This window comes from Thermoactinomyces sp. CICC 23799, assembly GCF_016055145.1.
GTDB classification, from domain to species: Bacteria; Bacillota; Bacilli; order Thermoactinomycetales; family Thermoactinomycetaceae; genus Thermoactinomyces; species Thermoactinomyces intermedius.
Map to the genome: position 1 here is coordinate 86,695 of NZ_JAECVV010000006.1, position 12,358 is coordinate 99,052.

At 49.2% G+C, this 12,358-nt stretch carries 16 protein-coding genes; 14 read left to right on the forward strand and 2 right to left on the reverse strand.

The genetic code is table 11. From position 1 onward, the window contains the following. The first annotated feature begins 85 nt into the window (after positions 1–85). The 12 genes from I8U21_RS09415 to yajC all read left to right on the forward strand — a co-directional run bounded on the left by I8U21_RS09415 (position 86) and on the right by yajC (position 9,044). On the forward strand, positions 86–934 hold the full coding sequence (locus I8U21_RS09415) for a phosphotransferase (protein ID WP_198053798.1): 849 nt from the start codon (positions 86–88) through the stop codon (positions 932–934). 71 nt (positions 935–1,005) lie between these two features. After that, a complete protein-coding gene (locus I8U21_RS09420) occupies positions 1,006–1,857 on the forward strand; it encodes a nitrilase-related carbon-nitrogen hydrolase (RefSeq protein ID WP_181731750.1) in 852 nt (283 codons plus the stop codon). Positions 1,858–1,859: 2 nt separating this feature from the next. Further along, positions 1,860–2,711 (forward strand): NAD+ synthase, encoded by an 852-nt coding sequence (locus tag I8U21_RS09425; protein ID WP_232333874.1) that lies wholly within the window; start codon positions 1,860–1,862, stop codon positions 2,709–2,711. A gap of 22 nt (positions 2,712–2,733) precedes the next feature. Next, entirely contained in the window at positions 2,734–3,492 is a 759-nt protein-coding gene (locus I8U21_RS09430; protein ID WP_181731749.1) for a YebC/PmpR family DNA-binding transcriptional regulator, read from the forward strand. 221 nt (positions 3,493–3,713) lie between these two features. Continuing rightward, the gene (locus I8U21_RS09435; RefSeq protein WP_181731748.1) at positions 3,714–3,887 is read left to right on the forward strand and encodes a hypothetical protein; all 174 of its coding nucleotides are present in this window, start codon (positions 3,714–3,716) and stop codon (positions 3,885–3,887) included. A gap of 146 nt (positions 3,888–4,033) precedes the next feature. Continuing rightward, positions 4,034–4,543 carry a crossover junction endodeoxyribonuclease RuvC gene (gene ruvC / locus I8U21_RS09440; RefSeq protein WP_181731747.1) on the forward strand — a complete coding sequence of 170 codons (510 nt, stop codon included), beginning with the start codon at positions 4,034–4,036 and terminating at the stop codon, positions 4,541–4,543. Beyond that, on the forward strand, positions 4,540–5,142 hold the full coding sequence (ruvA, locus tag I8U21_RS09445; protein ID WP_181731746.1) for a Holliday junction branch migration protein RuvA: 603 nt from the start codon (positions 4,540–4,542) through the stop codon (positions 5,140–5,142). Before ruvC ends, ruvA begins: the two co-directional genes overlap by 4 nt. A gap of 11 nt (positions 5,143–5,153) precedes the next feature. Beyond that, on the forward strand, positions 5,154–6,152 hold the full coding sequence (gene ruvB, locus I8U21_RS09450; protein WP_181731745.1) for a Holliday junction branch migration DNA helicase RuvB: 999 nt from the start codon (positions 5,154–5,156) through the stop codon (positions 6,150–6,152). Continuing rightward, positions 6,149–6,367, forward strand: coding sequence for a DUF2905 domain-containing protein (locus I8U21_RS09455; RefSeq protein WP_181731744.1), 219 nt, complete (start codon positions 6,149–6,151; stop codon positions 6,365–6,367). Before ruvB ends, I8U21_RS09455 begins: the two co-directional genes overlap by 4 nt. Positions 6,368–6,418: 51 nt before the next feature. Next, positions 6,419–7,453: a tRNA preQ1(34) S-adenosylmethionine ribosyltransferase-isomerase QueA gene (gene queA, locus I8U21_RS09460; protein ID WP_181731743.1), complete on the forward strand. Its 1,035-nt coding sequence runs from the start codon at positions 6,419–6,421 to the stop codon at positions 7,451–7,453. 107 nt (positions 7,454–7,560) lie between these two features. Beyond that, positions 7,561–8,697, forward strand: coding sequence for a tRNA guanosine(34) transglycosylase Tgt (gene tgt / locus I8U21_RS09465; RefSeq protein WP_181731742.1), 1,137 nt, complete (start codon positions 7,561–7,563; stop codon positions 8,695–8,697). A gap of 14 nt (positions 8,698–8,711) precedes the next feature. Continuing rightward, the gene (gene yajC, locus I8U21_RS09470) at positions 8,712–9,044 is read left to right on the forward strand and encodes a preprotein translocase subunit YajC (protein WP_181731741.1); all 333 of its coding nucleotides are present in this window, start codon (positions 8,712–8,714) and stop codon (positions 9,042–9,044) included. Positions 9,045–9,098: 54 nt separating this feature from the next. On the opposite strand, the gene I8U21_RS09475 is transcribed toward yajC, so the two are convergent. Continuing rightward, positions 9,099–9,494 (reverse strand): TIGR04086 family membrane protein, encoded by a 396-nt coding sequence (locus I8U21_RS09475; protein WP_181731740.1) that lies wholly within the window; start codon positions 9,492–9,494, stop codon positions 9,099–9,101. Between the two features lie 168 nt (positions 9,495–9,662). On the opposite strand from I8U21_RS09475, the gene I8U21_RS09480 reads away from it, so the two are divergent. Continuing rightward, a complete protein-coding gene (locus I8U21_RS09480; protein ID WP_181731844.1) occupies positions 9,663–10,274 on the forward strand; it encodes a DUF421 domain-containing protein in 612 nt (203 codons plus the stop codon). A 5-nt stretch (positions 10,275–10,279) separates the two neighbouring features. Here I8U21_RS09480 and spoVB read toward each other — a convergent pair whose 3' ends face one another. Then, positions 10,280–11,845, reverse strand: coding sequence for a stage V sporulation protein B (gene spoVB, locus I8U21_RS09485; protein ID WP_309544809.1), 1,566 nt, complete (start codon positions 11,843–11,845; stop codon positions 10,280–10,282). A 190-nt stretch (positions 11,846–12,035) separates the two neighbouring features. Between spoVB and I8U21_RS09490 the strand changes: the two genes are divergently transcribed. Beyond that, positions 12,036–12,350 (forward strand): post-transcriptional regulator, encoded by a 315-nt coding sequence (locus I8U21_RS09490; protein ID WP_309544808.1) that lies wholly within the window; start codon positions 12,036–12,038, stop codon positions 12,348–12,350. Positions 12,351–12,358 lie beyond the last annotated feature (8 nt).

Consider the following 12,358-nt stretch of genomic DNA (forward strand, 5'->3'; position numbering starts at 1 on the left):
TCCACTTCATATCCAAAAGTTATTACATACACCAGTCCGGCGTATCAGTCCATATCGAAACAATTGGTGTATTGAGACCGATTTTATGTGGTGGATCGCAAAGCCTTTTGACGGCCTGAAAGCCAGTTGGCTGATACAAGTGGATCGCGAACTGAGAGAGCGCGGCTTTCAGTCGATGCTCCCGATGATTACCGATGGTGAAAGTTGGATTCTTACTCCGTTTATTCAGGGGAAAACTTGCAATTATAACAATGTCAGTGAAGTGATCCGGATGATTCATACTTTGGCGTTTTTTCATCAGGCGGGCCGATATCTGAAAACGCCGCCGCCGTCAGGGGCGGCGTTTCTTTTGATTCACCGGTTGCAAAGGAGGTTGCAAAAATTTTATCAAATCCTCACACGAGCGGATCAAATCGAAGACCAACGGTTACGGGATCTTTTAACCGAAGCCGGAACGAATTTTTATTTGGACGGCATCAAAGCCTGGGAGCGGCTGGAGCAAATCCCCTTTCGGGAATGGGTGGAACATGAGCGAATGCAACACATGCTGGCCCATCGCGATCTGGCCAGCCATAATTGGATGATGGATCAAGCGGGAAGACTGTGGTTGATCGACTTTGAAACGGCGGATTATGATGCGCAAGTGGGGGATCTTTGGCAAATGACGATGCGAATCTTGGCTGCAAACCAATTTCCGGATCAAGGATTGGAGACGGTCCTTCAGGCATACCAGTCCGTTCGCCCTTTAAAGCCGGTGGAAAAAGAGATTTTGGCTTGCTTATTCTTGTTTCCAAATGAATTTTTTCGGGAAATGATCGGGTTGGTGGAAAGAAAAAGAGGATATGAAATCAAGGCTTCTTATCCATACCTCAAACAAATCGCGGCCAATAGAAAGAAATGGAAAAAACAAATTGCCCAATTCTTGTATTGGTAGTCTGATCGCGCTTATGTTATGATGTAGAGTGATTTTATCGAAGCCTTGTTCTTGCTTGAGGAGGCAAAAGAATGAGAGTAGGACTTGCACAAATCAGACCACGCTTGGGGCGAGTGGATTTAAATCTGGAATTGCACGAGGAAATGATCCATCGGGCCCGGGAGGAACAGGTGGATCTTCTTGTTTTTCCGGAACTCAGTCTGACAGGATACCAGTTGTTGGATCTGACATACGAAATGGCCAGAGATCCTTTTAGTCCTGAAATACAAGGGCTGATCCGATCCGCAGGCGATATGGATCTGGTGTTTGGATTCGTGGAGCACAGCCCTGAACATATCTTGTATAACTCTGCAATTTACGCGACGGCCGGAAATTTGCATTATTTGCATCGAAAAGTGTATTTGCCTACATACGGAATGTTTGATGAAGCGCGTTATTTTGGGAAAGGCGAATGGATTCGCAGCTTCCCGACCCGGTTTGGACAATTCGGCCTGTTGATTTGTGAAGACGTTTGGCACAGCTCGGCCCCTTATCTGTTGACTCAGGATGGGGCGCAGGTGATGATTGTGTTGTCCAATGCGCCGGTGCGGGATGTCACAAGCCCGGTGCCGGGTTCCAAAAAATCATGGGACTTGATGCTGAGAAACAACGCTGTTTGCCACGGAAGTTACATGATTTATTGCAATCGCGTGGGAACCGAGGACGGAGTCACTTTCTTCGGCGGTTCTCAAGTGGTGGATCCGTTCGGGGAAGTGGAAGCGCAAGCGGAACTGTTTACAGAGGATCTCATCATTGTTGATTTGGATCTGGACAAGATCCGGAAAGCCCGGTTCCAACTTCCTGTGTTGCGGGATGAAAATTTGGATTTGACCATTCGTGAATTAAATCGCATCAGGCAGAAGCGGACTGGAGGGGGAAGCTGATCATGCAGATGATTGATGAGATGTTGGAAAAAGCGCCTTTTTTGCGTTTGGATGAAGAAGTGGCGACCCGTCTCTTGACAACCGCTTTGCGTGAAGAAGTGAACAAGGCTGGATTCGATAAAGTCATTGTCGGCTTGTCGGGGGGAATCGACTCTGCTTTGTCCTTGTATTTGTGTGTCAAAGCTTTCGGCGCGGAAAACGTGATCGCCGTGCGGATGCCGTATAAGACAAGCAGTCCGGCGAGTTTGGAAGATGCGCAACTGGCCATTGACGATACCGGTGTGGAAAGCTTGACCATTGATATCACCCCGCAGATTGATGCGTATTTTGAACGCATTCCGGATGCGACGCCTTTAAGGCGCGGCAACAAGATGGCCCGGGAGCGCATGTCCATTTTATATGACTTGTCCGCTCAATACGAAGCTCTGGTGATCGGCACAAGCAACCGGACGGAGTTGTTGCTGGGTTACGGCACCCAATACGGGGATTCGGCCTCGGCCGTCAACCCGCTCGGGGATTTGTACAAAACCCAAGTCCGTCAGCTGGCGGCTTATTTGGGCGTGCCGGAGCCGATCATCACCAAGCCGCCGAGTGCCGATTTATGGGAAGATCAAACCGATGAAGACGAACTCGGGTTTAACTATTTGGATGTTGACCGGCTCTTGTATTACATGATTGACCGGCAATATACCCTGGAACAGTTGCTTGCCCTCCAGTTTGATGATGCATTTATTCGTCAGGTGAGTCAACGGATCATCCGCAATCAGTATAAACGGACGATGCCGGTGATTATCAAATTGAGCGAACGGACGGTCGGCATCGATTTCCGTTATTTACGGGATTGGGGATCGTAATTTGCAAGGGGAGTGATGGACGATGGCAGGGCATTCCAAATGGAAAAACATTCAACATCGCAAAGGGCGTCAGGATGCACTGAAAGGGAAAATTTTTGCCAAACTGGCACGTGAGATCTATGTGGCCGCCCGAAACGGGGATAAAGATCCCGAAAACAACCACCAGTTGCGGATTGCAATCGCCAAAGCCAAAGCCAAAAACATGCCCAATGAAAACATCGAACGTGCGATTAAAAAAGCCGCAGGCGGCGGAACGGGCGAAAATTATGAAGCGATTACTTATGAAGGTTACGGTCCGGGCGGAACGGCCATCATGGTGGAAGCTTTGACGGACAACCGGAACCGGACTGCGGCCGATTTACGCCATATCTTTTCCAAAAACGGCGGAAACTTGGGGGAGTCCGGTTGTGTTTCGTGGATGTTTGAACGGAAAGGATTGCTGGTGATTGACCGGGATCATACCGATCTGGATGAAGAGGAACTGATGCTGACCGTTTTGGAATGCGGTGCCGAGGATATCGAATCCACCGGGAAAAGCTATGAGGTGACCACAACACCGGAAGAGTTTGAAACGGTCAAAGAAGCGTTGGAGAAAGAAGGGTTCTCTTTTTCCACGGCGGAAGTCACCTTTGTTCCGTCCAACAAAACAGAAATTCACGGAGACATCATCAAAAACGTGATTTCGCTCATTGACGCGTTGGAAGATCATGATGATGTGCAAAATGTTTATGCCAATTTTGAAGTGGACGATGAGGAATTGGCCGAATACATCCAGGATTGAAGCCGTGTATATGCACACGGTCGCCTTTTGAGAAGACCATCTGCCATTGATGGTCTCTTTTTTGTGCCGGGGGACGGGCGCAAATGTTTTTGCCGGGGCGCAGGGAAGTACGGACTAATACATGGGCTGTTGGAGAAAAATAAAAAGAAACAAAGTTCATGTCGTGTGCTTCTCTTCCATAGAATATACTGTAAGCCATATTTGGAACAGGGGTTTTCAGGATGGGAAGGATTTATTGGAACTTTGTGCTTGAAAAGGCGATTCAAGAAGCTTTGAAGATACAAAGCGGTCAAGGGACCTGGGAAGAATGGGAAAGCAGATGGCCGAAAGACGTGAGGGAACAAGCCAAAAGGGAATTAAAAATTTTTGACATGTTGGGATGGAAGAAACGCTGACCTTTTCGGGAAGCGTTTTTTTATCGGGCTTTTTGCCGGAGGAATCCGTGGTGGAAATCTTTGGCCAATTTGGATGGAGACTTGTGATATAATTAGTCGTGGTTTAAGAATAAACGTTCGCTTTGTTCTGGGGAGGAACCACTGAGATGCGTATTATGGGCATAGATCCGGGGATCGCCATCGTGGGATACGGCATCCTTGACAAGCAGGGGGGTACCCGGCTGGTGGATGTCGATTACGGCAGTATCCAAACGCCGGCCGGGATGCCGGTCCCCGCGCGGTTAAAGGAAATTTATGATGCTTGTACATTGCTTTTTTCCAAATACCGGCCGGACGTCGTGGCCATTGAAAAATTGTATTTCAACCGGAATGTGACCACGGCATTTACCGTCGGACAAGCAAGGGGCGTGATGATGCTGGCTGCGGAAGAAGCCGGGATCCCGATCACGGAATACACCCCTTTGCAAGTGAAAATGGCTGTGGTGGGTTACGGGAAAGCAGACAAGAAGCAAGTGCAGGAAATGGTGAAATTGCTGCTTCATTTGCCGTCCGTGCCAAAACCGGACGATGTGGCGGATGCGCTGGCGATTGCCATCTGTGAAGCACATTCTTCCGGAACGGTGCAAAAATACAAAAAGTGGGGATTGAAGCGATGATCGACTTTGTGAAAGGGAAAGTTCATTATCTGGAAGAGGATTATGTGGCGGTGGAAACGGGCGGGATCGGTTACCAGGTTTATGTGACGAACCCGTATGCCTATGATCCGGAGGCGGAAGTTTTTTTGTACACCCATTTTGTGGTGCGGGAAGATGCCCAATTGTTATACGGATTTGACACCAAACAAGAGCGGGATTTGTTCCGCCTGCTGTTGGAAGTCTCCGGCGTCGGACCGAAAGCGGCAATGGGCATGCTTTCCGGAATGAAACCGGATCAGTTGGTGCAGGCGATCCAAACGGAGGATGTCAAACAATTGACCCGTTTGCCGGGAGTGGGGAAAAAAACGGCCCAACGCCTGGTGTTGGATTTAAAAGACAAGTTGAAAAAAATGCATTTTCCGGATCTTGTGGCTGTATCCCCGGTGCCCCTGTCCGCGCCGGATGCGGGAGAAAGGGATGTGATTGAAGCATTGAAGGTCCTTGGCTATAATGAAGAAGAAGCAAAATGGGCTGTACAGGAAGCGTTGAAAGGATCGGAAGAAGAGTTGGACACCGAAACATGGATTAAACAGGCATTGAAGATCATGATGAACAGGTAGGAGGGTCGGACATGGAAGAGAGGATCATCTCTGCCAAGGCGAACCATGACGATGAGATGGTCGAATACAGTCTGCGCCCTCGGTATTTTCACGAATATATAGGGCAAAAGCAGGTAAAAGAGAATCTGAAAGTATACATAGAAGCGGCCAAGATGCGCGGCGAGTCATTGGATCACGTGCTGCTGTACGGTCCGCCGGGGCTCGGGAAAACCACGCTTTCCCAAATCATTGCCAATGAAATGGGCGTAAACATCCGGGTCACTTCCGGCCCGGCAATTGAACGTCCGGGGGACCTGGCGGCGATTTTAACCAATCTGGAACCCAATGACTTGTTGTTTATCGATGAGATTCATCGTCTGAATCGCTCGGTGGAAGAAGTGTTGTATCCGGCGATGGAGGATTTTGCTTTGGACATTATGATCGGGAAAGGACCCAGTGCCCGTTCGGTCAGGCTGGATCTTCCCCCGTTCACCCTGGTTGGGGCCACCACCCGGGCCGGCTCCCTGTCTTCGCCGTTGCGGGACCGGTTTGGGGTGATGAGCCGTTTGGAATTTTATTCGGTGGATGAGTTGGCTTTGATTGTGGAGCGGGCGGCCGATCTGTTAAATGTCCGGGTGGTTGGAAACGGAGCGAGAGAGATTGCTTCCCGGGCACGGGGAACGCCGCGGATAGCCAACCGGCTGTTAAAAAGGGTCCGGGATTTTGTCCAGGTTGAAGGAGACGGTTTGATAACGGAAGAAGCCGCCCGGGATGCATTGGATCGCATTCAAGTGGATAAAATGGGGTTAGACCATGTGGATCACCGGCTCTTGCTGACCATCATCGAAAAGTTCCGGGGCGGCCCCGTCGGCTTGGATACGCTGGCGGCCACGATCGGGGAAGAAGCGCACACGATTGAAGACGTATATGAACCGTATTTGATGCAAATCGGTTATTTGGAGCGCACCCCGAGGGGCCGGATGGTGACCAAACGATGTTACGAGCATTTTAACATGGAGTGGCCGAAATGAATCCTTTTGCAAAAACGTTGATTGTCATGGGATTGGTTCTCGTGGTGATCGGGCTTTTTTGGCAGGTGGGCGGGAAGTATTTGCAGTTGGGCAAACTTCCCGGGGACATTGTGATCGAAAAAGGAAACACGCGGTTTTATTTCCCGATTGTCACTTGCATTGTGATCAGCATTGTCTTATCGTTATTAAGCTATTTGTTTCGCCTGTTTCGATAGGAACGGGCTTTTTTCTTTGAGCTTGGATGGAAGAAGGAAGGGAACGACGAAATGGATGTATCCTTGTACGATTATCATTTGCCGAAAGAATTGATTGCACAAACTCCGGCCGAAAAGAGGGATGCCTCCCGGCTGATGGTGGTGGACCGGAAGACATCACAAATCCGCCACGCCAAGTTTACCAATATCCTCGACTATCTGAATCCCGGGGATGTGCTTGTCTTAAATGACAGCCGTGTCCGCCCGGCCCGGTTGATCGGTGTGAAAGAAGAAACCGGTGCAAAGATTGAGCTGCTCTTGTTAAATCCGCTCGGAAATGACCGGTGGGAAGCGCTGGTCCGTCCGGCAAAAAGGGTCAAACAAGGGACCGTGATCCAATTCGGGGAAGGCCGGTTGAAAGCCGTCGCCCAAGAACAGACGGAAGTGGCGGGCGGAAGGGTGTTTCAGTTGCAGTATGAAGGGGGAGATCTTGAAAAGTTGTTTGAACAACTGGGGCAAATGCCTCTTCCCCCGTATATCCATGAACAGCTGGACGACCCGGAACGGTACCAGACCGTTTTTTCCAGAGTGGTCGGATCGGCTGCGGCCCCGACGGCAGGACTTCATTTCACGGAAGAGTTATTGGCCGCCATTCGTGAAAAAGGAGTCAAAGTGGTTTTCATCACGTTGCATGTGGGGCTGGGAACCTTTCGTCCCGTGACGGTCAAGCGGATTGAGGATCACCGGATGCATGCGGAATACTATGAGTTAAGCGAAGAAACGGCTCAAGAAATCAATGCCGCCAAAAAACGGGGGAACAAAGTGTTTGCCGTGGGGACCACCTGTGTGCGCACTTTGGAGACCGTGTACCGGAAATTAAACGGGGAAATCAAAAAAGATCAGGGTTGGACGGATATTTTCATTTATCCCGGGTTTCAGTTCGGTGTGGTCGACGGTCTCTTGACGAATTTCCATCTTCCCCAGTCCACTTTGCTGATGCTGGTGAGCGCTTTTGCTTCGCGCGAACTGATTTTGTCGGCTTACGAGGAAGCGGTCCGCAAGCAATATCGTTTCTTCAGTTTCGGGGACGCCATGCTGATCCTTTAAAAGAGTTTGCCGGAAAAAGGTTGTTCTCGTTCGTGGTGTTCTCTATAATGTTTAGAAGGAGTATGACATTTTTGTCAGAATGGTTAATTTAAGTAGGAGGAAACACCTTGGCTGTAAAATATGAACTCATTAAAACGTGCAAACAGTCCGGCGCCCGGTTGGGTCGCTTACATACACCACACGGAACCATCGATACTCCTATTTTTATGCCGGTGGGAACACAGGCAACCGTAAAGACGATGAGCCCGGAAGAACTCAAAGAAATGAATGCGCAAATTATTTTGAGCAATACCTACCATCTGTTTTTGCGTCCGGGGCATGATATTGTCCGGGAAGCAGGGGGATTGCACGCATTCATGAACTGGGATCGTCCGATCTTGACGGACAGCGGCGGGTTTCAGGTGTTCAGTCTGAGCAAGCTGCGCGACATCACAGAAGAAGGAGTGACGTTCCGTTCCCATATCAGCGGGGAAAAGCTGTTTATCGGGCCGGAGAAGGCCATGGAGATCCAAAACGCATTGGGAGCAGACATTATCATGGCGTTTGACGAATGTCCGCCATACCCCGCTGACCGTGAGTATGTCAAAGCTTCAACCGAACGTACATACCGGTGGTTGAAACGATGCATGAAAGCGCATCAGCGTCCGGCAGAGCAAGCCTTGTTTGGCATCGTCCAAGGCGGGATGTATCAGGATTTGCGGGAGGAAAGCGCCCGTCAGCTCGTGGATTTGGACTTGCCCGGTTATGCCGTGGGCGGGCTCAGTGTGGGTGAATCCAAGGAGCTGATGTATGAAGTGCTTGACTATACCACTCCTTTGTTGCCCGAGCACAAACCGCGCTATCTGATGGGGGTCGGATCACCCGATGCGCTCATTGAAGGATCCATCCGGGGGATCGACATGTTTGACTGTGTATTGCCGACAAGAATTGCCCGCAACGGGACGGCAATGACCAGCCAAGGGCGTGTTGTGGTGCGCAATGCCAAATATGCTCGTGACTTCACCGCACTGGATCCGGAATGTGATTGCTATACTTGCCGAAACTATACCAAAGCATATCTGCGGCATTTGATCAAAGCGGATGAAACCTTCGGCTTGCGTCTGATCACATACCACAATCTTTATTTTCTGCTTGAATTGATGAAACAGGTTCGCCTGGCGATCCTGGAAGACCGGCTGCTTGATTTCCGTGATGCATTTATGATGAAGTATTACGGAAGTTTGCATCCGGAAAAACCTTTTTGAAGGAGGACCAATTTATGGGACAATGGGGTACGTTGATACCGCTTATTCTGATGTTTGTCGTGTTTTATTTCCTGCTGATCCGCCCTCAGCAAAAACGGCAAAAAGAACGGATGGCCATGTTGAATGCTTTGAAAAAAGGGGACAAAGTGATCACCATCGGCGGGATTCACGGAACGATTGTGGATTTGACGGAAGACCGGGTGACGTTAAAAGTCAGTGACAATACCCGTTTGGTTTTTGAGCGCTCTTCGGTGAATTCGGTGGTAACCGATGAGGATGCATCCGCAGAGAAAGAAGAGAAGAAAAAAGAAGAGAAAAAAGAACAAGCCAAAGAGGAATCCAAATAAGGCCAAAAAGCTTCTGATCACAGGATCAGAAGCTTTTTTGGTTTTTCCGGGGATTTAATCCTGTTTGGTTTGCACCCCCATGATTCCGCCCAGTGCGCCACCGCCGAAGGAAAACAAGGAAAGCCAAAGCGGATGAATGGACGTCAGGCTGTCAAAAGCCAGAAAGGCAATGAGCAAGATGATCAGGGCATAGATGATTCCTTGAATCCCGCCAGCCATCCATCCGCGGTACTCCGATTTGCGCGCGGTGACAAATCCCCCGCTTAACAAGGCGGCGAAATTCAACGCATAGGCAATCATCGGGAGGCGGTGGGAGGACAAGGTGGAGTATTGCAGAAACAAAGTGACGATCAACGAGCCCAAAAGGACAATTCCCCAGATGACGCATTGCCCGATGAGCCAAGGAGACCGGACGCCTTTTTTGGCGGAGTCGAAAAAAGCTTCTTTCATTGCTTTTCCTCTCCTTTCTTGATTAATACATCCTTATGCCTGGTATTTTTTGAGCATTCATAAAGAGGCGGCATTTGGTCAAACTATGTTTTGAAAAGGAGGTGACCTGGGTTGATATGGACCATCATTTTACGCACGGTATTTATCTATTTTTTCTTGCTTGTGATCATGAGAATGATGGGAAAAAGGGAGATCGGCAAATTGTCGGTGTTTGATCTGATTGTTTCGTTCATGATTGCCGACCTTTCCGCGATGGCGATCGATTCGGAAAAGCCCATGTTTATCGGCATTATCTCCATATTGACCTTGGCGATCTTTCAAGTGTTTATTTCATATCTTTCTTTAAAAAGCAAAAAAATCAGAGAATGGGCGGACGGGAAGCCGGTGGTCATTGTCGAAAAGGGAAAAATCCTGGATGATCAGATGGCCAAAGCCCGCTATAACATGGATGATCTGATGGTTCAACTGCGGGAGAAAAACATTGCCGATGTGTCCGATGTGGAATTTGCGATTTTGGAAACCACCGGGAAGTTGAGTGTGTTTCCAAAAGAAAAAAAGACCTGCGAAGAAGGTGTACATAACTCCCTGCGACCGTTTCAAATGCCCGTTCCGCTCATCATTGACGGAAAGGTCCAGGATGAAGGATTGAGACAAATCGGGAAAACCCGTTTCTGGCTGAAAAACGAGATTCAAAAACAAGGGTACCGGGATTTCAAGGAAATTTTTTATGCTTCCGTGAACAGCAACGGAAAATTGTTCATCGACCGGAAAGATTCATAAAATCCTCACTTGGAAAGGATCCGGGCAACCCACTTTCCGATCAAAGGAATGCGCAAGACATCGTTTTTTTGGATGAGTGAAAAAAGAATCAAGCAGATCCCATAAGCCAACAGGGTGATGCCGGCTTGGGTGACGGTTTGGATCAGCATCGAATCCGAACCGCTGAAATTGCTGAAGCGGAAAACCACCGCGGCAATGAAAATGGTTAGAGCCAGTTTTGCCCATTCTTTTACTTTCAGGTGAAACGGAACCAGCTTGACGATGTCGATGAAATGCAACGTCGTGACGATCAAAATGCCGCAGTTGATGGCAAGCGCCACTCCGTCGATGCCAATTTCCGGCCGGGATGCGAGCAAAAGAATGAGAATGGTTTTGAAAATGGCCCCGATGATGGAGTTGCGCATGGGTGCTTGTGCTTTGTCCAATCCTTGCAAGACTGATGCGAACGGGCCTTGCAAAGCGTGAATCATGGTAAAAGGGGCCATGATCCGGATCAGCCGGGCGACATCCGGCTCGCGATACAACAGAATGGAAAGCGGTTCGGCCAACAGATACAAAATCAGGGCACAAGGCGCGGTGACAATAAAAGATAACCGGATCGCTTGTTGCAACCGGTGCTCGATCAGCCGGGCATTTTTTTTTGCGGCCGCTTCACTGACCGCCGGGACCAATGACACGGACAAGGCATAAGTGATGAAAGCGGGAAAAAAGGTTAACGGGACCGCCATCCCTTCCAATTGCCCGTATAAAGCGGTCGCTGTTGTCGTGGCAAATCCGGCCATGGCCAAACTTTGCGCCACGACAATCGGTTCGATGGCGTAAGAAAAAGAACCGACCATGCGGCTGGCTGTCACCGGAGCGGCCAAACGCAAAAGGTCGCGGAAAGTTTGCCGGAAAGGTTTCCAACCCGGTTTGAACAAGGATTTGTCCAGTTTCGGGCGGGTCGGATCTTTTTTGAAGGAACGGATCAAAAACATCATGCCGGCGAATTCTCCGACCACCATTCCGAGCATGGCTCCGGCCGCGGCATATTCCACGCCGAATTTCAATAAATAACCGGCGATGAGAAGGACGGTGAAGATGCGGACAAATTGTTCGACAATGGTTGAAATGGCATAAGGGCTCATATTCTGCCGCCCCTGAAAATAACCGCGAAATATGGATGATACGGCAATGATCGGAATGATCGGGGCGATTCCGAGCAAAGTGTAAATGGCCCGTTCATCCGTGAGGAGCATTTGTGCAATCCACGGGGCACTGATGAGAACGCCGCCGGTGACGATGGTGCTCGTTATGATGACGATCAATATCGAAATCATGAGAATGGAACGAATTCTTCCTTCTTGCTGTTTTGCTTCCGCTTCGGAGACGAGTTTGGAGATGGCCACCGGCAGTCCGGCGGTGGTGATCACGATGGTGAAGGACAAGATCGGAAACGCCATTTGAAACAGTCCCATTCCCTCATCGCCGATGATTCTGGACAGGGCAATCCGATAGATAAATCCGAGAATTTTGGTGATAAACCCGGCGCTGACCAAAACAAAAGTGCCGTATAAAAATCCTTTGCGCACTACCACGCCCCTCCTTCGCTGATTCCTATTTAAACGTATGAGTTGCTGGGACAACTCATGACAAAAATGTTTAACAGCAAAATTTTTCAACAGGGCTTGCATGAATGCCCGCAGAGTTGTTAACTAAAATAAGTAGGATTTTTGGGAAACCTTTCAGAATAATACCTTTAAAACGGGAAGTGAATGAGAAGTGAGAAAGAAACATGGTTCTTTGAAACCGGTGGGAAGCCATCAGAAGGATTCGGTCGAACTGATGCCTGAGCATGAGCTGATGCAATGCATTGAAGAGTTGTGTAACAGCAAAGCCAGGGAATTTCGGATGTATGGTTATGAAAATGTGACAGGAGAGCAGGTTTGGGCCTGTGTCTCGGAAAATTACCGGAGGGGATGGCCCCGGCTGAACCGGCTGGTGAATGACATCATTTCATTGAAAGCAAACCGCTTTATGAATTGGTTGATGTTATCGGTATACAAGGATGATGATGACAAGAATGAAAAGAAATAAACGACAGC